Source organism: Pseudonocardia hispaniensis (assembly GCF_042658695.1).
In the GTDB taxonomy this organism is placed as follows: Bacteria; Actinomycetota; Actinomycetes; order Mycobacteriales; family Pseudonocardiaceae; genus Pseudonocardia; species Pseudonocardia hispaniensis.
The window spans coordinates 158810-179991 of the sequence record NZ_JBHSQW010000034.1 but is presented as its reverse complement, the minus strand read 5'-3'; the positions used below and the strand labels follow the sequence as shown (position 1 = coordinate 179991).

At 72.5% G+C, this 21182-nt stretch carries 15 protein-coding genes; 8 read left to right on the top strand and 7 right to left on the bottom strand.

Features of this window, described 5'->3' with window-relative positions; all coding sequences use genetic code 11:
• Nucleotide 1: 1 nt before the first annotated feature.
• From ACFQE5_RS16800 to speB, 3 genes are read left to right on the top strand one after another with little or no spacing between them, the layout of a single operon-like run.
• Nucleotides 2-1909: a primary-amine oxidase gene (locus tag ACFQE5_RS16800; RefSeq protein WP_379586219.1), complete on the top strand. Its 1908-nt coding sequence runs from the start codon at nt 2-4 to the stop codon at nt 1907-1909.
• Nucleotides 1910-1928: 19 nt separating this feature from the next.
• Nucleotides 1929-3374, top strand: a complete 1446-nt coding sequence (locus ACFQE5_RS16795) for an aminobutyraldehyde dehydrogenase (RefSeq protein WP_379586217.1) — start codon at nt 1929-1931, stop codon at nt 3372-3374.
• A 1-nt stretch (nt 3375) separates the two neighbouring features.
• Nucleotides 3376-4392 carry an agmatinase gene (speB, locus tag ACFQE5_RS16790; RefSeq protein WP_379586215.1) on the top strand — a complete coding sequence of 339 codons (1017 nt, stop codon included), beginning with the start codon at nt 3376-3378 and terminating at the stop codon, nt 4390-4392.
• A 36-nt stretch (nt 4393-4428) separates the two neighbouring features.
• Here the strand turns inward: speB and meaB are convergent, their stop codons facing one another.
• Genes meaB through ACFQE5_RS16775 form a run of 3 tightly spaced genes read right to left on the bottom strand, consistent with a single transcriptional unit; the run spans nt 4429 to nt 9511 of the window.
• On the bottom strand, nt 4429-5409 hold the full coding sequence (gene meaB / locus ACFQE5_RS16785; RefSeq protein ID WP_379586213.1) for a methylmalonyl Co-A mutase-associated GTPase MeaB: 981 nt from the start codon (nt 5407-5409) through the stop codon (nt 4429-4431).
• Nucleotides 5409-7607 (bottom strand): methylmalonyl-CoA mutase, encoded by a 2199-nt coding sequence (scpA, locus tag ACFQE5_RS16780; protein WP_379586211.1) that lies wholly within the window; start codon nt 7605-7607, stop codon nt 5409-5411. Before scpA ends, meaB begins: the two co-directional genes overlap by 1 nt.
• Entirely contained in the window at nt 7604-9511 is a 1908-nt protein-coding gene (locus ACFQE5_RS16775) for a methylmalonyl-CoA mutase family protein (RefSeq protein ID WP_379586209.1), read from the bottom strand. Before ACFQE5_RS16775 ends, scpA begins: the two co-directional genes overlap by 4 nt.
• 309 nt (nt 9512-9820) lie before the next feature.
• Between ACFQE5_RS16775 and ACFQE5_RS16770 the strand changes: the two genes are divergently transcribed.
• The 5 genes from ACFQE5_RS16770 to ACFQE5_RS16750 all read left to right on the top strand — a co-directional run bounded on the left by ACFQE5_RS16770 (nt 9821) and on the right by ACFQE5_RS16750 (nt 17305).
• Nucleotides 9821-11287, top strand: a complete 1467-nt coding sequence (locus ACFQE5_RS16770; protein WP_379586207.1) for a cytochrome ubiquinol oxidase subunit I — start codon at nt 9821-9823, stop codon at nt 11285-11287.
• Nucleotides 11288-11295: 8 nt separating this feature from the next.
• The gene (gene cydB, locus ACFQE5_RS16765; protein WP_379586205.1) at nt 11296-12339 is read left to right on the top strand and encodes a cytochrome d ubiquinol oxidase subunit II; all 1044 of its coding nucleotides are present in this window, start codon (nt 11296-11298) and stop codon (nt 12337-12339) included.
• Nucleotides 12340-12346: 7 nt separating this feature from the next.
• Nucleotides 12347-14026, top strand: coding sequence for a thiol reductant ABC exporter subunit CydD (gene cydD, locus ACFQE5_RS16760; protein ID WP_379586203.1), 1680 nt, complete (start codon nt 12347-12349; stop codon nt 14024-14026).
• Nucleotides 14019-15776: a thiol reductant ABC exporter subunit CydC gene (gene cydC / locus ACFQE5_RS16755; RefSeq protein WP_379586201.1), complete on the top strand. Its 1758-nt coding sequence runs from the start codon at nt 14019-14021 to the stop codon at nt 15774-15776. Before cydD ends, cydC begins: the two co-directional genes overlap by 8 nt.
• Before the next feature lie 161 nt (nt 15777-15937).
• Entirely contained in the window at nt 15938-17305 is a 1368-nt protein-coding gene (locus tag ACFQE5_RS16750) for a hypothetical protein (protein ID WP_379586199.1), read from the top strand.
• Nucleotides 17306-17321: 16 nt separating this feature from the next.
• Here ACFQE5_RS16750 and ACFQE5_RS16745 read toward each other — a convergent pair whose 3' ends face one another.
• The 4 genes from ACFQE5_RS16745 to ACFQE5_RS16730 all read right to left on the bottom strand — a co-directional run bounded on the left by ACFQE5_RS16745 (nt 17322) and on the right by ACFQE5_RS16730 (nt 20741).
• Nucleotides 17322-17993 (bottom strand): helix-turn-helix domain-containing protein, encoded by a 672-nt coding sequence (locus tag ACFQE5_RS16745; protein WP_379586197.1) that lies wholly within the window; start codon nt 17991-17993, stop codon nt 17322-17324.
• Between the two features lie 55 nt (nt 17994-18048).
• Nucleotides 18049-18807, bottom strand: coding sequence for a 3-oxoacyl-ACP reductase FabG (gene fabG / locus ACFQE5_RS16740; RefSeq protein WP_379586195.1), 759 nt, complete (start codon nt 18805-18807; stop codon nt 18049-18051).
• Between the two features lie 109 nt (nt 18808-18916).
• Nucleotides 18917-19480 carry a cyclodeaminase/cyclohydrolase family protein gene (locus ACFQE5_RS16735; RefSeq protein WP_379586193.1) on the bottom strand — a complete coding sequence of 188 codons (564 nt, stop codon included), beginning with the start codon at nt 19478-19480 and terminating at the stop codon, nt 18917-18919.
• A gap of 85 nt (nt 19481-19565) precedes the next feature.
• Complete coding sequence (locus ACFQE5_RS16730) at nt 19566-20741, bottom strand: 5-methyltetrahydropteroyltriglutamate--homocysteine methyltransferase (RefSeq protein ID WP_379586191.1); 1176 nt, start codon at nt 20739-20741, stop codon at nt 19566-19568.
• Nucleotides 20742-21182 lie beyond the last annotated feature (441 nt).

Below are 21182 nucleotides of genomic sequence, written 5' to 3'. Positions count from 1 at the left end.
CATGACCGCCATTTCGATATCCACCGCCCACCCCCTCGACCCCCTGTCCGAGACCGAGATCCGCCAGGTCCAGCAGATCCTGCGGCGCGAGCGCGGTGTCGAGCGCCCGCAGTGGCGGATCGCCTCGATCGAGCTCGCGGAGCCGGCCAAGGAACTCGTCCGCGGGTTCCGACCGGGTACGGAGTTCACCCGCGAGGCCCGGGCGGTGGCCTGGCACACCGGGGACGGCACCGCATACGTCGCGGTGGCATCGCTGACCGAGGACACGCTCGTCTCCTGGCAGGCCCACCCCGGGCGCCAGCCCAACGCGACGGTGGACGAGTGGCACGACTGTGACGCCGCGATGCGCGGGCACCCGGAGGTGGCCGCCGCCCTGCGCCGCCGCGGAGTCACCGACCTGTCGCTGGTGCTCATCGACGTCTGGACCTACGGCGCGCACCTGATCCCGGCCCGGTACGCGGGACGGCGGCTCGGCTGGTGCGACATCTGGGTGCGGACGGCCGAGGATTCCAATCCCTATGCGCATCCGGTCAGCGGACTCAAGCTCGTCGTCGACCTGAACACGATGGAACTGCTGGAGATCGAGGACACCCCCGGCGCGGGGTTTCCGCCGGTGCAGGGCGAGTACGTGCCCAAGCACGTGCCCGGCCACCGCCCGCGATCCGACCGCAAGCCGCTGCAGATCGTCCAGCCCGAGGGCGTCTCGTTCACCCTCGAGGGCAACGAGCTGTCCTGGCAGAAGTGGCGGATGCGGGTGGGTTTCACCCCGCGCGAAGGGCTGGTGCTGCACACCGTGGGCTATGACGGGCGTTCGGTGGCGCACCGGATGTCCTTCGCCGAGATGGTGGTGCCCTACCGTGACCCGACTCCCGACCACGTCCGCCGCACCGCCTACGACATCGGCGAGTGGGGTCTGGGATTCATGACGACCTCGCTGGAGCTGGGCTGCGACTGCCTCGGCGAGATCACCTACCTCGACGCGGTGGTGCACGACAGCGCCGGTGAGCCGCGGGTGATCCGCAACGCGGTCTGCGTGCACGAGGAGGACAACGCGGTCCTGTGGAAGCACGTCGACGAGCGCGCCGGCGCCGAGGTGCGCCGGATGCGCCGGCTGGTGGTGTCCGCACACGTCACCGTCGCGAACTACGAGTACCTGATCTACTGGCGCTTCCACGAGGACGGCGCCATCGAATGCGAGGTCCGGGCCACCGGGATCATGGTGACCACACCGTACGCGGGCGAACAGGCGCCGCCCTACGGCACGGTCGTCGACACCGGGACCTACGCGCCGATCCACCAGCACTTCCTCGTGGCCCGGCTGGACATGGAGGTCGACGGCCCGGACAACACCGTCGTGATGTCCGAGACCGCGCAGCTGCCGATCGGCCCGGACAACCCGGACGGGCTCGCGCTCACGCAGCGCAACATCCCACTGCGCACCGAGGCCGAGGGCAGGCAGGACTACGACTGGACCACCCAGCGGACCTGGAAGATCACCAATCCCGGCCGGCTGAACAAGGTCGGCGCCCCGGTGGCCTACAAGCTGGTGCCCGGCGCCGCGATCCCGGCCATGCTCGACCCGTCCTCGCCGGTCCTGCGGCGGGCCCAGGTGCTCGGCCACACGTTGTGGGTCACCCCCTACGACCCCGGGGAACGCTGGCCGTGCGGCGAGTTCGTCAACCAGAGCTCCCGCGACGAGGGCCTGCCGGTGTGGACCGCGGCCAACCGCTCCATCGACAACACCGATGTCGTGCTCTGGTACGTCTTCGGCATCCACCATGTCCCACGGGTGGAGGACTGGCCGATCATGCCGGTCGACACGGTCTCGTTCTGGCTCAAGCCGGTCGGATTCTTCGACCACAACCCGGCGCTCGACGTCGCGCCGTCGCGGCCCGACAGCTGTCACTGACCACAACCTGGAGATCCTGATGGGCGAGAAGACCCAGCTGGCCAACTTCGTGGGCGGCGCGTTCGTGCCCCCTGCCGAGGGCCGCTACACCGATGTGATCAACCCGGCGACCGGTGAGGTGTACGCCACCGCGCCGCTGTCCACCGCGCCGGACCTCGACGCCGCCTTCGCCGCCGCGGACGCGGCCTTCGCGAGCTGGCGGCGGACCACCCCGGGCGAGCGGATGAACGTCCTGCTGAGGATGGCCGACGCGCTCGAGGACAACGCCGAACGGCTGGTGGCGGTCGAGGCCGAGAACACCGGAAAGCCGATCGGGTTGACCACCAGCGAGGAGATCCCGCCGATGGTCGACCAGATCCGCTTCTTCGCCGGCGCCGCCCGCCTGCTGGAGGGCAAGGCCACCGCCGAGTACATGCGTGACTACAGCTCCTCGATCCGCCGCGAGCCGGTCGGGGTGATCGGCTCGGTGGCGCCGTGGAACTACCCGATGATGATGGCGGTGTGGAAGTTCGCCCCGGCGCTGGCCGCGGGCAACACCATCGTGCTCAAGCCGTCGGACACCACCCCGGCCAGCGCCGTGTTCATGGCCGAGCTGTTCGCCGACCTCCTGCCGCCCGGGGTGTTCAACGTCGTCTGCGGCGACCGGAGCACCGGCGCCGCGCTGACCGCGCACCCGACGCCCGCGATGGTGTCGATCACGGGCAGCACCGCGGCGGGGAAGGCCGTCGCCCGGTCCGCGGCGGACACCGTCAAACGGGCGCATCTGGAGCTCGGCGGCAAGGCACCGGTGATCGTCTTCGCCGACGCCGACCTCGCCGCCGCCGCCGAGGGCATCGCGGTCGCCGGGTACTTCAACGCAGGCCAGGACTGCACCGCCGCCACCCGGGTGATCGCGGCGGAGAGCATCCGCGACGACCTGGTCGCCGCGCTCGCCGAGCAGGCGGCCACCGTCCGGCTCTCCCGCGAGGAGACCACCGGCAGCGAGGAGTTCTACATCCCGCCGGTGAACAACGCCGACCAGCTCGCGAAGATCTCCGGGCTCGTCGAGCGGACCCCGGCGCATGCGCGGATCGTCCGTGGCGGCGAGCGGGTCGGCGGCGGTGGCTACTTCTACTCCCCGACGATCGTGGACGGGTTGCGCGAGGGCGACGAGCTGATCCGTACCGAGATCTTCGGCCCGGTGATCACCGTGCAGGGCTTCACCGACGAGGACGACGCGGTCCGGCTGGCCAACGACACCGACTTCGGGCTGGCCGCGAGCGTGTGGACCCGCGACCACGGCACCGCGTTGCGGGTCTCGGCCGCGCTCGACACCGGATGTGTGTGGATCAACTGCCACATCCCGCTGGTCGCCGAGATGCCGCACGGCGGGGTCAAGCAGTCCGGGTACGGCAAGGACCTCTCGGCCTACAGCCTGGAGGAGTACACCCGGGTCAAGCACGTCATGTCCTACCTGGGCCGCTGAGATGGCGCGATACGGCCCCCAGTTCGGACCCGACATCACCTTCCTCGGCGTTCCCCGCTGCGACTGGGCGGACGCCTCGACCTACCCCGACGCGGACGTCGTCATCCTCGGCGCGCCGTTCGACGGTGGCACCTCGCATCGCGCCGGCACCCGGTTCGGCCCGCAGTACATCCGGCAGACCTGCTACCTGGCCCACGACGGCTCGCGCCCGTCGCTGGCGTTGCGCGTCGACGGGCTCGGCACCGATCTGCGGGTGTACGACGCCGGCGATGTGGAGATGTTCTCCGGCGACGCCGAACGCTCGGTGCGCGACCTGCAGGCGGCGGTGTATGCCGTGGCCAGGACCGGGGCGATCCCGCTGATCCTCGGCGGTGACCACACGATCGCCTGGCCGGATGCGGCCGGCGTCGCGCAGCACCTCGGTCAGGGCCGCGTCTCGATGCTCCATTTCGATGCGCACGCCGACACCGGCGACATCGAGTTCGGCTCGTTGATCGGGCACGGCCAGCCGATGCGCAGGCTGATCGAGTCCGGGGCACTGCGCGGCGACCGGTTCCTGCAGATCGGCCTGCGCGGGTATTGGCCCGGGCCGCAGACCCTCGCCTGGATGGCGGAACAGGGCATGCGCTCCTACGAGATGACCGAGATCGTGGCGCGCGGCCTCGACGAATGCCTCACCGAGGCGTTCGCGATCGCCACCGACGACTGCGACGGGGTGTTCCTGTCCGTCGACATCGACGTCTGCGATCCGGGGCACGCGCCCGGGACCGGCACGCCGGAGCCGGGCGGGCTCACCGCCCGCCAACTGCTCGACGCGGTGCGCCGGATCGCCTACGAGGTGCCGGTCGTCGGGGTCGACATCGTCGAGGTCTCGCCCCCGTACGACAGCGCCGACATCACCTCGCTGCTGGCCAACCGGGTCGTGCTGGAGGCCTTGTCGGGTATCGCCCGGCGCCGCAAGGACGCCGCGGAGGGCACCACCTGGGACCGTCGCAGGCCCCTGCTCGAGGGACGGTAGGCCGACCGCCCGCGCGACGCGGGCCGGCCCGGCGGTTCAGCCCAGCGTTTCGATGATCGTCTGGGCGGCCAGGGTCGGGGTGAGCTGCCCGTCGCGGACGTCGCGCTCCAGCCCGGGCAGCTTCGCCGCCACCCCGGGATCCGACTGCAGCCGGTCCATGAGCTGGTCGCGCACCATGGCCCACATCCACTCGACCTGCTGGTCGGCGCGCCGGGTGGCGAGCTCCCCGGTCCGCTCCAGGGTGGCCCGGTGCTCCTCGATGCGCTGCCACACCTCGTCGAGGCCGGCCCCGGTGTGCGCGCTGCAGGTCAGCACCGGCGGGCGCCACGATGGGCTCGTCGGGGTCATCAGCCGCAGCGCCGAGCGCAGCTCCCGGGCCGCGGCGCGCGCGTCCTTCTCGTGCGGGCCGTCGGCCTTGTTCACCGCGAGGACGTCGGCGAGCTCGAGAATGCCCTTCTTGATCCCCTGCAGCGAGTCGCCGGTGCGCGCGATGGTCAACATGAGGAACGTGTCGACCATGGCGGCCACGGTGACCTCGGACTGGCCGACCCCGACCGTCTCGACGAGCACCACGTCGTAGCCCGCGGCCTCCATCAGCACGATCGTCTCGCGGGTCGCCCTGGCGACCCCGCCCAGCGTCCCCGCGCTCGGCGACGGGCGCACGAACGCGTTCTCGTCGCAGGCCAGCTTCGCCATCCGGGTCTTGTCGCCCAGGATCGAGCCGCGGGTGCGGGTCGAGGACGGGTCGACGGCGAGCACGGCGACCCGGTGCCCGGCGCCGGTGAGCCGGGTGCCCAGCGCCTCGATGAACGTCGACTTCCCGACGCCCGGCACCCCGCTGATCCCGACCCGGCGGGCGGCCCCGGCATGCGGCAGCAGCTCCATCAGCAGCTGCTGCGCCGCCTGCCGATGGTCGGGCCGGCTGGACTCCACGAGGGTGATCGCCCGGGCCAGCACCGCCCGGTTGCCGTCGAGGACCCCCTTGGCCAGGGCCGCGACGTCGACCGTGCGCGCCATCAGGACTCGGCGTGCAGCGCGGCCGACAGCTTCCCGAGCAGGTCGACGGCGGCCTCGGCGATCACCGTCCCCGGTCCGAACACGGCCACCGCCCCCATCGCCAGCAGCTCCGGCACGTCGCCCGGCGGGATGACGCCGCCGACGACGACCATGATGTCGGGCCGCCCGAGCCGCGCCAGCTCCGCGCGCAGCTCGGGCACCAGCGTCAGGTGCCCGGCGGCCAGCGAGTTCACCCCCACGACGTGCACGTCGGCCTCGACCGCCTGGCGCGCGACCTCGGCCGGGGTGGAGAACAGCGGGCCGACGTCGACGTCGAAGCCGAGGTCGGCGAACGCCGTGGCGATCACCTTCTGGCCGCGGTCGTGACCGTCCTGGCCCATCTTGGCGACGAGGATGCGCGGCTGGCGCCCCTCCTCGGCGGCGAACTCGCTCACCAGCTCGCGGGCGCGGCTGATCGCCGGGGTCCTCCCGGCCTCCTGTGCGTACACACCGGAGATGATCCTGATCTGTCCGGAGTGCCGCCCGAAAACCTTCTCCAGCGCGTCGGAGATCTCCCCGACGGTGGCCTTGGCCCGCGCCGCGTCCACGGCCAGCGCCAGCAGGTTCTGGTCGAACCCGCGCCGGGCGCCCTCGGCGATCGCGGCGGCCGCGCCGGTGAGCGCCGTGAGCGCCGCGTCCACGGCCCGGTCGTCGCGCTCGGCACGCAGCCGCTCCAGCTTCGCCAGCTGCTCGCCGCGCACGCGTGAGTTGTCGACCTTGAGCACGTCGATCTTCTCGTCGTCCGCGACGACGTACTTGTTGACCCCGATCACCGGCTGGCGGCCCGAGTCGATACGGGCCTGGGTGCGCGCCGCCGCCTCCTCGACGCGCAGCTTCGGCAGCCCCGCGTCGATCGCCTGGGCCATCCCGCCCGCCTGCTCGACCTCCTGGATATGCGCCCAGGCCCGGCGGGCCAGGTCGTAGGTCAACCGCTCGACGTAGTAGCTGCCGCCCCACGGGTCGATCACCCGCGTGGTGCCCGACTCCTGCTGCAGCAGCAGCTGGGTGTTGCGCGCGATCCGCGCGGAGAAGTCGGTCGGCAGCGCGAGCGCCTCGTCGAGCGCGTTGGTGTGCAGGGACTGGGTGTGGCCCTGGGTGGCGGCCATCGCCTCGATGCAGGTGCGCACGACATTGTTGAAGACGTCCTGCGCGGTCAGCGACCAGCCCGAGGTCTGCGAGTGGGTGCGCAGCGACAGCGACTTGGGGTTCTGCGGGGAGAACTGGTTGACCAGTTTCGACCACAGCAGCCGCGCCGCCCGCAGTTTGGCGACCTCCATGAAGAAGTTCATCCCGATCGCCCAGAAGAAGCTCAGCCGGGGCGCGAACCGGTCGATGTCCAGGCCGGCGTCGATCCCGGCCCGCAGGTACTCGACGCCGTCGGCGAGGGTGTAGGCGAGCTCGAGGTCGTTGGTCGCCCCGGCCTCCTGGATGTGGTAGCCCGAGATCGAGATCGAGTTGAACTTCGGCATCCGCTCCGACGTGTAACGGAAGATGTCGGAGATGATCTGCATCGAGGGCCGCGGCGGGTAGATGTAGGTGTTGCGGACCATGAACTCCTTGAGGATGTCGTTCTGGATGGTCCCGGCGAGCTGCTCGGGCGCCACCCCCTGCTCCTGCGCCGCGACGATGTAGAGCGCCAGCACCGGCAGCACGGCACCGTTCATGGTCATCGAGACGGACATGCGGTCCAGCGGGATGCCGTCGAACAGCTGCCGCATGTCGAGGATCGAGTCGATCGCCACCCCCGCCATCCCGACGTCGCCCGCGACCCGCGGGTGGTCGGAGTCGTAGCCGCGGTGGGTGGCCAGGTCGAACGCGATCGACAGGCCCTTCTGCCCCGCGGCCAGGTTGCGCCGGTAGAAGGCGTTGGACTCCGCGGCCGTGGAGAACCCGGCGTACTGGCGGATCGTCCAGGGCTGCGTGACGTACATGGTCGGGTACGGCCCGCGCAGGTACGGGGCGATACCCGGATAGGTCCGCAGGAAGTCGAGCCCCTCGAGGTCGGAGGGGGTGTAGAGCGGTTTGACGGTGATGCCCTCGGGCGACTCCCACGGCTGCGGCGCGGGGGCGCCGCCGAGCGCCGCCGCCCAGTCGTCGGCCGGGGCCGTCGCCGTGTCCGGGGCCTCGAGCGAGACCGTCGTGAAGTCGGGAACAGTCACTTCGAACCCTCCAGAGCGCCGTACACGTCCTCGATCGCGGCCAGCGCGTCGCAGCCCGCGTGGAGATATCCGTCGATCCCGGGTACGTCGGCGCGGCCGGCGAGCAGCACGGTCGTCGCCCCGGCCGCGCGCAGGGCCGCCACGGTGGCCGCGCCGCGCTCGGCGTAGAGGGCGTCGGTCGAGCAGAGCACCGCAACGGGGGTACCCGCCGCGGCGAAGGCCGTCACCACGTCCGCGGGGGTGTCGGTGGGGCCCGCGTCGGGGGCCGCGATCCCGCCGGCCTGCAGCAGGTTGCGGGCGAACCCGGCACGCGCGGTGTGGGCGGCCAGCGGGCCGAGGGTGGCCAGGAACGCCGTCGGGCGGGCCCCGGTCCGGGCCAGGATCTCGTCGGAGCGGTCCCGGTAGGCCTCGAACGGCTCCGCCAGCCGGAAGACCGGCAGACCACCGTCGGCCGCCGGGCCGTCGGGCAGCGCACGGCGCGGCACGGGCAGCTCGTCCAGGTTCGGGAACTCGCTGACCCCGGTGAGCGGGACCGTCCGCTTCGCGACGCCCCGGCTGCGCTGCGCGCGCACGCCGGCGACCCGATCGGCCACCAGGCCGGAGCCGAGCGCGGCGACCGCGCCGCCGGCGGCCTCGATCTCCTGGAAGAACGCCCAGCCCGCCTTGGCGAGGTCGTCGGTGAGGTGCTCGACGTACCAGGAACCGCCGGCCGGGTCGATCACCCTGGCCAGGTGCGACTCCTCGATCAGCAGCGTCTGGGTGTTGCGCGCGATGCGCCGGGAGAACGGCTCGGCCACCCCGATCGCGGCGTCGAACGGCGCGACGGTCACCGCGTCGGCGCCCCCGACGCCGGCCGCGAATCCGGCGACGGTGCCGCGCAGCAGGTTCACCCACGGGTCCCGGCGGGTCTGCATCACCGGCGAGCTGACCGCGTGCTGGGCCTGCCCGGGCCCGTCCGCCCCGCAGGCCTGGAGCACGCGGCCCCACAGCCGGCGCGCGGCGCGCAGCTTCGCGATCGTCGCGAACTGATCCACGGTGGCGGCGTAGCGGAACTCCAGCAGCGCCGCGGCCGCGGCGACGTCGAGCCCGGCGTCCACGAGCGCACGCAGGTAGCCGACCCCGGCGGCGAGGGAGTAGCCCAGCTCCTGGGCGTCGGAGCTGCCCGCGCCGTGCACGGCCAGGGCATCGACGACGATCGCGCGCAACCCCGCACACCGCTGCGCGACCCGGCGCGCCAGGTCGACGACCGAGTCGGCGGCGGGCCCGGAACCGGTGCGGGCGTGCAGCCCGATCGGGTCGAGGCCGAGGTTGCCGCGCAGGTCCCCGGCGGACACCTCCCGCTCCTCGGCCAGCGCGAGGAACGCCTCCGCTGCGGCCGGTGCCTCGGTGCCCGCCTCGAGCACGACGGGCGCCAGATCGAGCCGCACGTCGGCGAGCACCCGCGCCAGGTCGGCGACTGCGGTGCCGTTGTCCCCGACCGCCAGCCACAGCGAGGTCACGCCGTTCTCGAGATCGGTCATGATCGCGTTCTTCGCCGCCTGCGGGTCCGGGTCGGCATAGTGCCCCCGGACGTCCCAGCCGGCCGGGGCGGGCCCGTGAGCGCGGGAGCCGCGGACGAACGGCAGTGCCCCCGGGACGCCGACCGGCATCGCCGCGGCGAGGTCCTCGGCGGTGTAGAGCGGCCGCACCGCGATCCCGTCCGGGGTCGTCCAGGCGATCTTCGCCACGCCCGCGCCCGCGGGCGCGTCGGCCGCGATGCGGCCGGTCTTGCGCACGACCCCGTCGACGAGCCCGGCCCACTGCGCCCGGGTGGCTGCGGGGAACTCCCCGGCGAGCACCAGCTCGTCCGGTTGATCCGGGCCGGCCCGGTCCAGCGCGTCCGTATCCACCTGGGGGGTACTCATCCGTGCTCCTCACCGGCCACCGCGGCCGCGACGGGCATCTGTTCAGCGTGGTCGTCGCGGACGCAGGTGTCCTGCCGCAACGAATCATCCGAGTCTAGGGCGGACGGCGGACCGCGACACGGCATGTGTCAGGCGGCTCACGCCGAGCGATCATCGCGATCGAGACGATCGATCGCACACCCCGCCGGACGGGGCCGATCGGCCCCGCGTGTCCGGACCCACAGTGCAGTTCCGCGCACACCGACGAGCCCCTTGGTTCTACAAGGTGTAGAACTACTACAGAACGTAGAAGTTGGCTGGAGGGGTGGCATGGAGGCGTTGGACCTCGCGCGGTGGCAATTCGGGATCACGACGATCTACCACTTCCTCTTCGTCCCGCTGACCATCGGACTCTCGGCGATCGTCGCGCTGCTGCAGACCGCCTGGCACCGCACGGGCAAGCCGGAGTACCTGCGCGCCACCAAGTTCTTCGGGAAACTCTTTCTGATCAACTTCGCGATGGGTGTGGTCACCGGCATCGTGCAGGAGTTCCAGTTCGGGATGAACTGGAGCGACTACTCCACCTTCGTCGGCGACGTCTTCGGCGCCCCGCTGGCGATGGAGGCGCTCCTCGCGTTCTTCCTCGAGTCGACCTTCATCGGGCTGTGGATCTTCGGCTGGGACCGGCTCCCCCGGCGGGTGCACCTGGCCTGCATCTGGATCGTCGCGATCGGCACGAACCTGTCCGCGTACTTCATCATCGCGGCGAACGCGTGGATGCGTCACCCGGTGGGCTACGAGGTCGACCCGGTGACCGGCCGGGCCCGGCTCAGCGACATCGGCGCGGTGCTCACCAACCCGCAGGCCTGGTCGACCTACCTGCACGTCGTGGCCGGGGCGTTCATCGCGGCCGGGTTGTTCGTCGTCGCGGTCAGCGCGGTGAAACTGATGCGCGAGCGCTGGCCGCGGGCCGGAGCCGACCGGCCGCACGCCAGCGAGCGCGACCTGTTCCGCAAGACCATGCGCCTCGGTTTCGTCGTCACCGCGCTGGCCGGCCTCGTCGTCGTGCTCTCCGGTGACCACCAGGCCAAGCTCATGGCCGAATACGAGCCGATGAAGCTCGCCTCGGCCGAGGCGCTGTGGAGCGACGAGGACGGCGCCGGGTTCTCGCTGTTCGCCGTCGGGGACATCCAGAACGGCCGCAACCACATCAACCTCCAGATCCCGAAGGTGCTCAGCTTCCTGGCGACCGGGGACTTCGACGGCAACGTTCAGGGCATCAACGACGTCCAGGCCCGCTACGAGGCCGTCTTCGGGCCCGGCGACTACCGGCCCAACATCGGCGTCCTGTACTGGTCGTTCCGGCTGATGATGGGACTGGGCCTGGCCGGGGTGGCGATCTCGGTGGCCGGGCTGTGGCTCACCCGGCGCGGTCGGCTGCCCGGCCGGCGGTGGATGTACCGCGCGGCGATCGCCGCGCTGCCCGCGGCGCTGCTCGCGAACATCTTCGGCTGGGTGCTCACCGAGATGGGCCGCCAGCCCTGGACCGTCGTGGGCGAGCTGCTCACCGCCAACAGCGTGTCCCCCGGCGTGAGCCTCACCCAGGTCGCCATCTCGCTGACCGCGTTCACCGCGATCTACGGCGTGCTCGCCGTCGTCGAGGCCGGGCTGTTGTGGCGGTACATCAAGGCAGGTCCCGGACACGTCGTTCCCTACCCGCCCGACGGCAGCGACACCGCGCCCACGCCCGCCGAACCCGACACGACCGATGAGCGCGTCCCCGCGCTCATCTACTAGGAGACGAGATGGACCTGCCCACCATCTGGTTCGTGGCCATCGCCGTGCTGTGGACCGGCTACTTCGTGTTGGAGGGCTTCGACTTCGGCGTCGGGACCCTGCTGCCGGTGCTCGGCCGCAACGACCTCGACCGGCGTGTGATGATCAACGCGATCGGCCCCGTGTGGGACGGCAACGAGGTCTGGCTGATCACGGCCGTCGGCGCGACGTTCGCCGCGTTCCCCGCCTGGTACGGCTCGATGCTGTCCGGCTTCTACCTGCCGATGCTGGTGATCCTGCTGGCACTGATCGTCCGCGGCGTCGCGTTCGAGTACCGCGGCAAGGTCGACGACGCGCGCTGGCGGCGGCGCTGGGACGTCGCGATCGTCGCCGGCAGCGCCACACCCGCGTTCCTGTGGGGCGTGCTGCTCGCCGATTTCGTGCGCGGGGTGCCGATGGACGCCGAGCACGTCGTGCGGGCCGGGTTCACCGATGTGTTCAACCCGTATGCGCTGCTCGGCGGGGTGCTGACGCTGGGCCTGTTCGCCCTGCACGGCGCGGTCTTCCTCGCGCTCAAGACCGACGGTCCGGTACGGCTGGCCGCCCGCCGCACCGCGGGCAGGCTGGCTCTGGTCGCCGTCCCGGTGGCCGTGGCGTTCCTGGGCTGGACGCAGGCCGAACACGGCACCGGATGGACGCTGCCGGTGGCCCTCGCCGCCGTCGTGGCGCTGGTTCTCGGATCGGGGCTGGTCGCGCGCGGCCGGGAGGGCTGGGCGTTCACCGCGACCGCGGTCACGGTCGCCGGGCTCGCGGTGGTGGTGTTCGGCTCGATGTTCCCGATCGTGCTGCGCTCGACCGTCGATCCGGCGTTCTCGCTGACCGTCGCCGCCGCGGCCTCGGCGCCCTACACGCTGACGGTGATGAGCTGGATCGCCCTCGTGTTCCTGCCGCTGGTGATCGGCTACCAGGCGTGGTCGTACTGGGTCTTCCGCAAGCGGGTCGGTCCGCCGCCCACCACCCCCGCGAGTCGCACCCCCGCGAGTCGCGGTATTTCCGCGACCGAGTCGGGGTGATCCCGCGGTGAAGCCCCTCGACCCACGGCTGCTGCGCACGGCGGACGCCGTGCGCGGGTACCTCGCCGTCACCGTGGGGGGTGGGCTCGCGCTGACCGGACTGATCCTGCTGCAGGCCTGGCTGGTCGCTCGGGTCATCGCCGGCGCGACGGAGGGACTCGGCCTCGCCGATCTCGGCGCCGCCATCGCCGCGGTCGGCGTCGTCGCACTCGCCAGGGCCGGACTCGCCTACGGCGCCGAGACCGCGGCGCTGCGCAGCGCCGCCCGGGTGAAATCGCAGCTGCGACGCCGCCTCGTCGGACATGTGACGGCCGGGCCACCGGACATCGCCGGGCGTAGCGCGGGCGAGCTGGCGACGCTCACCACCCGCGGCCTGGACGCCCTCGACGACTACATCGCCCGTTACCTGCCGCAACTCGTGCTCGCGGCGCTGGTGCCGCTGGCCGTGCTCGTCGTCATCGCGCGGGCCGACTGGATCTCCGCGCTGATCATCGGTGTCACGCTGCCGCTGATCCCGCTGTTCATGGCGCTGGTCGGCTGGCACACCCAGGCTCGGACCCGCCGTCAGTGGCGGCTGCTGCACCGGCTCGGCGGGCATTTCCTCGACGTTGTCGAGGGCCTGCCGACGCTCGCTCTGTTCCGCCGGGCGAAGGCCGAGGCCGAACTGGTCCGGCGGGTCAGCGACGACCACCGCCGGGCCACGATGGGGACGCTGCGCGTCGCGTTCCTCTCGGCGTTCGTCCTGGAGGTGCTCGCCACCCTGGCCGTCGCCCTCGTCGCCGTCGAGGTGGGCCTGCGGTTGCTCTACGGGGAGCTCAACCTGGAAACCGCCCTCCTCGTGCTCATCCTCGCGCCCGAGGCGTACCTGCCGCTGCGCGAGGTCGGCGCCCGGTTCCACGCGAGCATGGAGGGCATCGCCGCCGCCGAGCAGGTCTTCGCGGTGCTCGAGAGTTCCACCGGGGAGCCGCCCCGGGGCGCCGGCCGGCTTCCCGCGCGGCCGGGCCGAGGCGTGCACGTGCAGGTCAACGGCCTGAGCTTGCGGTACCCGGGCCGCGAGCTGCCCACTCTCGACGACGTGTGGCTGGAGGTTCCCGCCGGGCACAGCGTCCTCGTGGACGGGCCGAGCGGGTCGGGTAAGAGCACCCTGCTGGCTGTGCTGCTGCGGTTCCTGGATCCCGACCACGGCGAGGTCCGGATCGACGGGCGCCCGCTGCACGACCTCGACGCCGACGCGTGGCGGCGCCGGATCGCCTGGGTTCCCCAGCACCCGCATCTGTTCGACGACAGCGTGGCCGGCAACATCCGGCTCGGCGATCCCGATGCCAGCGACGCCGCCGTCGAGCGGGCCGCCCGCGCGGCCGAACTGCACGAGGTCGTGACGGCGCTGCCGGACGGCTACGCGACCCGGCTCGGCGAACGCGGCACCCGGCTGTCGGCGGGCCAGCGCCAACGGCTCGCGCTGGCGAGGGCGTTCCTGCGGGATCCGGAGCTCGTGCTGCTCGACGAGCCCACGGCGCACCTCGACCCGGACAACGCGGCGAAGATCCGCACCGCGGTCGCCCGGCTGCTGCGGGGGCGGACCGGGATCGTTGTCGCACACGACGCGGGATGGGCGGAGATCGTCGATCACGTCGTCACCGTGGAGAACGGCCGTACCCGCAGCTCACTGGGGGTTGTGAGTGCCTAACAGTGCAGGAACACCGTTACCCACTCACGGGCCGGTTCGGCGGCTGCTGGGGCTGGCCCGGCCGCGGGGTTCACGGTTCGCGCTCGGGGTGCTGGCCGGCGCCGTCGCGACCGCCGCGGGGACCGGGCTGCTCAGCCTGGCCGCGTGGCTCATCGCGACGGCCGCGACCCATCCCCCGGTCGCCGCGCTCGGGGTCGCGGTCGTGCTCACCCGCGCGCTGGGCGTCACCCGGGGGGTCGCCCGCTACCTGGAACGGTTGATCACCCACGACGCGGCGCTGCGCACCCTCGCGCAGGTGCGGGTGCAGGTCTATGAACGGCTCGCCCGCATCGAGCCGATCCGCCGGTTCCGCTCGGGCGACCTGGTCACCCGGCTGGTCAGCGACACCGACGCCACCCAGGACCTGCTCGTCCGTGGGCTCGCCCCTCCGCTGTCCGCGCTGCTCACCGGGGCAGGCGTGATCACGCTCGGCGTCGCGCTGCTCGTCCCGGGCGGGCTGGCCCTGGCCGCGGGGCTCCTGCTCGCGGGACTCGCCGTCCCGGTCGTGGCCGCCCTCCTCGGGCGGGCCACCGGGCGACGGCAGACCGCCGCCCGCGGAGAGCTGTCGGCCGCGCTGGTCGATGCCCTGCACGGTGCCCCCGACCTCGTCGCCTACGGCGCGATGGACCGCGCCGTCGCCCGGGTGGAGCGCGCCGATGCGGCGCTCACCCGCGCCGCTCGACGCGACGCCGGCCTGCTCGGGCTCGGCGCGGCGGGTACCGCGCTGGTCGCCGGGGCGACCCTGTGGGCAACCCTGCTGCTCGGGGTGGCCGCCGTCGAGGACGGCTCGCTCGGCCCGGTGCCGCTGGCCGTGCTCGTGCTCACCGCGCTGGCCGCCTTCGAGATCGTCGCCCCGCTGCCGGCCGCCGCGGCCCGGCTCGGCGCGATCCGGGCATCCGGTGCCCGGCTCTTCGACGTCCTGGACACCCCGCCCGCGGTGCGCGATCCCGCGGGTCGGGGGCACCTCACCCCGGGGCCGTTGCAGGTCCGTGACCTGCGGGTCCGCTACGGCCCCGGGGAGCCATGGGCGCTCGACGGCCTCGACCTCGACCTTGCGCCCGGCGCCCGGGTCGCCGTCGTCGGGCCCAGCGGGTCGGGCAAGAGCACCCTGGCGGCGGTGCTGTTCCGGTTCCGTGACCCTGACGCGGGCACGGTCCGGATCGGCGGCACCGACCTCACCGCGGTCTCCCCCGACGCCGCCCGGCGAATGATCAGTGGGGTGCCGCAGGATCCGCACCTGTTCGACAGCACCGTGCGGGAGAACCTGCGGCTGGCCCGGCCGGAGGCGACCGACGCGCAGCTGTGGGACGTGCTGGAGCGGGTCCGGCTCGCCGCCGACGTCGCCGCGATGCCCGCCGGGCTCGACACCGACGTCGGGGTGCACGGCGCCCGGTTCAGCGGCGGTATGCGCCAGCGACTGGCGCTGGCCCGCGCCCTGCTCACCGACGCCCGGCTGCTGGTCCTCGACGAGCCCACCACTCACCTGGACCCGGACTCCCGCAACGCCGTGCTCGACGACCTGCTCACCGCCGCGGGCGACCGGGCGGTCCTGCTGGTCACCCACGATCTCGATCGGCTCGCGGAGATGGACGCCGTGTACGTCGTCGTCGGCGGCCGGGTCGTGCAGCACGGAACCCACGCCGGGCTGCTCGCCCAGGATGGCTGGTACCGCAGGGCTCACCGGCTGCCGGCGGCGTCGGCGTCCGTGTGAGCTCCGGCCGGAGCGCGCTGCCCCACAATGGGCCGCAGGCGGTGCGAACCCTCTCAGCTAGGTTTCAGTGATCGCCTGCCAGGCTCTGCCCATGCTGCGCCGCAACGCTCCTGGTTCGCTGCGCGCTCGTCCGGTCTCACCAGATCTCGATAGGTCCTCACGTGGTAACAGCTCCGGCTCGCCCTCCTCGCCCCCGGCCCGCGGTCCTGGGCGCACTCCTGTTCGCGCTCATCACGGCGATCGTCGCCGGCTGCTCCGGGCCCGCTCCGGACACCAAACCGTCCACCGTCGTCGACGCCAGCGCCGGCGCGATCGACCTCGACAACGGCTGGACCTGGCGGCCCCAGGTCAACCGCCTCGAACTGGGCGTGACGCACACCCAGCACAGCCTGGACAGCTCGGAGCCCGCCGACGCCCGCGCCCGCGGCGAGAGGATCCTCGCCGACGACAGCGGGATCTGGCAGAACCAGCATCTGATGGGCTTCGGCGCTCTCAACCCGGAGCCGTCCCCCGGCGACTTCAACTGGGACAGCCTCGACCGGCGGATGCAGCTGATCAAGGACACCCATGGCCGCACCGTGCTGACGCTGTGCTGCGCCCCGGACTGGATGAAGGGCGGGTCCGCCGGACAGACGGACTGGTCGAAGCTGGAGAAGGCGCCCGACCCCGATCATTTCGACGACTTCGCGCAGCTGTCGGCGGCGGCCGTGCAGCGCTACCCGCAGATCGAGCGGGTGCTGGTCTGGAACGAGCTCAAGGGCTTCTACCACAAGGACGAGAACCGCTGGGACTACGAGGGCTACACCGAGCTGTACAACAAGGTCTACACCGCGGTGAAGGCGGTGCGGCCCGATGTGCAGATCGGCGGCCCGTACGCGGTGATGACCAGCCTCAGGCCCGGCACCGAGAACGCCTCGGACCTCGCCGGACCCTGGGGCGCGGTCGACAAGCGGGCGCTGGCCATCCTCGAGTACTGGCTCGCGCACAACGTCGGCGCGGACTTCATCGCCGTCGACGGGTCCACCGCGACCCGCAACGGGGGCGCCCCCGAGCAGATCGACGTCGGTGCCCAGAAGTTCGCCGCTGTCACCGCGTGGATCCGGGAGCGCACCCCGCTCGCCGTCTGGTGGGCCGAGTTCTACGCCGACCCCGCACCGGGCGCCACGGGCGGTGCGGCGAGCCCGGCGAGCGCCGCCGCCACGCTTGCCACGGTCGCGGCGTTCGCCGGCTCCGGCGTGTCCGTCGCTCTGCTGTGGGGCCCGCAGGGCAGCAGCCTGGAGTACTCGGCGCTGTGGACCGACAGCACCGAACCCGAGGGCGGCACGCCCACCCCGCTGACCAGAGCGTGGACCTGGCTGGTGCCCCGGCTCGCGAAGGGCGGCGTCGAGATCGGCCGGTCGACGACGCAGCCACTGCTCGCGTTCCGCACCGACGACGGCGCCGTGATCGTGAACCTGACCGGCGAGGACGTCCCGGTCCCCGGGCACGAGCCGGTGCCGGGGTGGGGTATCGCGCTGCGCAAGGCCTGAGCCCGGCCGGGCCGGCTCACCTGGCCTCGCCCGCGACGCGGCGGCTCGCCTGCAACCGGCGGGTCTCCGCGGACACCCCGGCCGAGAGCAGACCCGCCGCGGCGTCGACGAGCTGGCTGACGAACAGCCGGTGGTCGGTCCGACCGGCACGGGCCCGCAGCGCGAACTCGACGACGACGAAGCGCACCGTGTGGAACCGCCGGTGCAGCTCGACGGCGGCGGGTTCGAGCAGTGGTTCGAGCAGCCGCCGCCAGCGGACGATGCTGCTGTTCGGATCGTCGAGGGCCAGCGGCTCCATCGAGGGCACCGGGCGGGTGAGCAGATCGGCCATGGTGCGCAGGTAGCCCGCGCCGCTGCTGCCCTGCTCCAGCTTCACCGCCAGCGGCCGCACCAGCGCCCCGGCCAGCGTGTGCACATCGGCCGCGACGTCGCCCCGGCCCACGGCCTCGTACGCGTCGAGCAGCGCATTCCTGCGCGACTCGATCTCGGGCCGGTGCCGGGCCAGCAGCGCCCGGATCAGCCCGTCGCGGTCGGTGAACCAGTACTGGGCGGCGATGACGTTGCGCGCACCTGCGGCGCGCCCGATCTCGCGCAGCGAGACCGCCTCGCTGCCGCGCTCGGCGAAGAGCGCCTCGGCGGCGGAGAGGAGCCGCGAGCGCGTGTCCTGTCCGTTTACCAGCCGATCCACGAGCGCAGACTACCGGCAGGGCTGCCGCGAGCGGCGCGGCCGTGGCCCGCGCCGATCAGGCCTTCGGTCCGCCTGCGACGTAGATGACCTGTCCGGACACGAACCCGGCACCCTCGCTGACCAGGAACGACACCGCATGCGCGATGTCCTCGGGCTGTCCCGCGCGCTGCACCGGGACCTCCGCGGCGCGCGCGGCCATGAAGTCGTCCCAGCCCACCCCGAGCCGCTCGGCGGTCGCCTTGGTCATGTCGCTGGCAATGAACCCGGGGGCGATGCAGTTCACGGTCACCCCGAACTTGCCCAGCTCGATGGCCAGCGTCTTGGTGAACCCCTGCAGGCCCGCCTTGGCCGTGGAGTAGTTGCTCTGCCCGCGGTTGCCCAGCGCCGAGGTCGACGAGAGGTTCACGATACGCCCGTACTTCATCTCGACCATGTACTTCTGGACCGCCCGGCTCATCAGGAACGACCCGCGCAGGTGCACGTTCATCACGGTGTCCCAGTCGTCCTCGGTCATCTTGAACAGCAGGTTGTCCCGGGTGACGCCGGCGTTGTTGATCAGTACCACGGGAGCCCCGAGCTCGTCGGCGACGCGGGCGACGGCCGCCTCGACCTGCGCGGCGTCGCCGACGTCGGCACCGACGGCCAGGCCACGGCCACCGGCGGCCTCGATCGCCTCCACCGTGCCCTTGGCCGCCGACTCCTCCAGATCGAGAACGGCAACGGCGAACCCGTCGCGGGCCAGCCGCAGCGCCGTGGCCGCGCCGATCCCACGCGCGGCACCGGTGACGATCGCGACTCGAGGGGACTCGCTCATACTCATGTTCTCCTTCAGCTGGCTTCCTCTGGCACCCAGCGGGTGCCGATGCGGCAGTCGTCCCGATCGTCGCACCTGGGCGCGCCGCCACCACCCGATGGGATCGATCTCACCACTGCGCCAGCCCGTCCGCGGCACGCCGTGCCGCCGCCGCTGCGCCGCGGGCCCGGCCGGCCCGCGGGTCCTGCGGATCGTTCGCCAGGTTCTCGGTGACGAGGAATGCCGCCGCCGCGGCGGCGGCGGCGGCCAGCAGCGCGCCGGTCGCCGCGTCGCCCCGCAGCCGGGGGTTGCCGTCGCGGGCCAGCCTCGCGGCCAGCGCCGCGACCTCCGCCGCGGCCTCGGCGATGGTCAGCGGGATGTCGACGGCCTCGTCGAGGGCCTCGCGCAGCCGCGCCGCCCGCAGAGCGGGCTCGGTGGTGCGCGGGCTGCGCAGCACGGCCAGGTAGCGGCCGTAGGCGGCGACGTCGGCGTCGGCGAGGGCGGGCGCGGCCGCGCGCACGGCCTCGGCCCGCTCGGCGGTCCCGCCGGCCACCTCGGGATCGGTGAACCGGGCGGACATCGCGGTGAGCGCGGCGGCCAGCGCGGTGACGAGCGCCGCGCTGGCCCCGCCGCCCGGGGCGGGGGTGCGGGCGGCGACCGACTCGAGCAGGTCGGCGACGCGATGCTCGAACAACGGCGGGCTGTCGATGGGGCACCTCCGGGGCGTGACACGACGCCGCCGGCCCCAGCGGGGAGCCGGCGGCGGGGGACGGGGTCGGTCAGGACACGTTGAGCTTCTCGGCGGCCATCCGCGTGCCCTCCACCCGATTCTTGATCTTCTGGAAGGCGACCTCCCGAGCGTAGTCCGGGGAGCCGTGGCTCGGCTTCTCGTCGATGCTGAACGGGGAGAAGCCGCAGTCATCGGTCGAACCGAGCCGCTCCCTCGGGATGAAGTTCGCCGCGCGGATCAGCGCGTCGGCAACCTCCTGAGGCCCCTCGACCCGCGGGTTGAGCGGGTCGATGACCCCGATGTAGGCCATCTGGGCCACCCCGTCGGCGTCCGCGCGCAGGTGCGTGCCGATGCACTCGTAGACCGGGTCCTTGTCCCGCTCGCTGGCCAGCTGCATCAGGAAGTATCCGGCGTTGATGTCGAACATCGTGCCCAGCAGGTTGGGGTACGGCACGTCGGCCGAATGCACCGAGTCCCGGTCCCCGCCGGGGCAGGTGTGGACGCCGATGTGCACCCGTTCCTGCGCGCTGAACCGCTCGAGCACCCGGTTGTTGAGCTCGATGAAATGCGGCAGCATCCCCGCGCCCGTCCACGGGTTGCGCGGGTCCGCCCTGGTCGCCAGGCGTCCCTCGGTGAAGTCGATGGACACCCGGGCCGCGCCCGCCGCGAAGGCCTGCCGGATGTCCTTCTCGCATTCATCGATCAGGTCGGCCTCGAACTCCTCGCGCGAGTATCCGGCGACCTCGCCGCTCAGCGGGTAGAGCAGCGCGAGCATCGACGGGGCGATCACCGCCTGCTTGAGCGGCTTGTTCGCCATGGCGATGGACGTGCGCAGCGTGTCGGCGGCGTAGGACCCGTAGCGGAACGGGCCACCGGTCAGCCGCGGAAGCTGCCGATGGTGGCCATCGGCGAAGATCGCGAAGTACTGGCCGTTGTCCGGGGCCAGGTTCGGGGCGAGCCCGGTACCCGCCAGCGTCACGGCGAGTGGGTAGGTCGCGAAGCTGGAGCGACGCTGCTCGCCGTCGGAGATGATCGGGGCCCCGGTGGCCTCGCCGCGCGCGATCGAGTCCATGGTCGCCCTGTCCTGCTCGGCCTCGAGCTCCTCACGGGTGGCGTGTCCCGCATCGAAGCGGGCATACATCGCCTGCAGGGACGAGGGCCGGGGAAGCGACCCCACGGGCTCGGTCGGGATTCCGGTTGCCGACCTCGGGTCGAAGGCGCTCATCGGGCGATCTCCTCGGTGTGGTGGATCTTTCCGTGAACCGCCAGAGGTGTTGACGCCGGCGGGCACAGGGCCCGTGGCCGCGCCCCTCGACAGCCTCTCGAGTCGAGAGGTGCGGACGAGACCAGGCGTCGCCGTCGAGATCACCGTGGTGACGGGGCTGCGGCTGACGCAGCGAGTGGAACCTACTGCTGTGATCAATATCACGTCAATGCCCGGCGATTCCCCGCTCGCCGGGCGGCGGCGACCTGGGCCGCGGCGGGACCGGGCTCGGCGCGGCAGACCCTTTGGCGTTCGGGCGGTGCGCGCCCACCCGCCGCGGGATGGATCATTTGTGGTGCCGCCCGGATGTCGCCCCTTCGACTTTGTGTCACCACCCAGATGGGCCCCGTGCGGGGGCGGGATCAGCCACGATGCAGCGGGGTGGCCATCACCGGACCCGCA

Excerpts from the sequence above, each read along its gene's own strand:
- ACFQE5_RS16800 (WP_379586219.1), top strand. The coding sequence starts at position 2 with ATGACCGCCATTTCGATATCCACCGCCCACCCCCTCGACCCCCTGTCC.
- ACFQE5_RS16795 (WP_379586217.1), top strand. The coding sequence starts at position 1,929 with ATGGGCGAGAAGACCCAGCTGGCCAACTTCGTGGGCGGCGCGTTCGTG.
- speB (WP_379586215.1), top strand. The coding sequence starts at position 3,376 with ATGGCGCGATACGGCCCCCAGTTCGGACCCGACATCACCTTCCTCGGC.
- meaB (WP_379586213.1), bottom strand. The coding sequence starts at position 5,409 with ATGGCGCGCACGGTCGACGTCGCGGCCCTGGCCAAGGGGGTCCTCGAC.
- ACFQE5_RS16775 (WP_379586209.1), bottom strand. The coding sequence starts at position 9,511 with ATGAGTACCCCCCAGGTGGATACGGACGCGCTGGACCGGGCCGGCCCG.
- ACFQE5_RS16770 (WP_379586207.1), top strand. The coding sequence starts at position 9,821 with ATGGAGGCGTTGGACCTCGCGCGGTGGCAATTCGGGATCACGACGATC.
- cydB (WP_379586205.1), top strand. The coding sequence starts at position 11,296 with ATGGACCTGCCCACCATCTGGTTCGTGGCCATCGCCGTGCTGTGGACC.
- fabG (WP_379586195.1), bottom strand. The coding sequence starts at position 18,807 with ATGAGCGAGTCCCCTCGAGTCGCGATCGTCACCGGTGCCGCGCGTGGG.
- ACFQE5_RS16730 (WP_379586191.1), bottom strand. The coding sequence starts at position 20,741 with ATGAGCGCCTTCGACCCGAGGTCGGCAACCGGAATCCCGACCGAGCCC.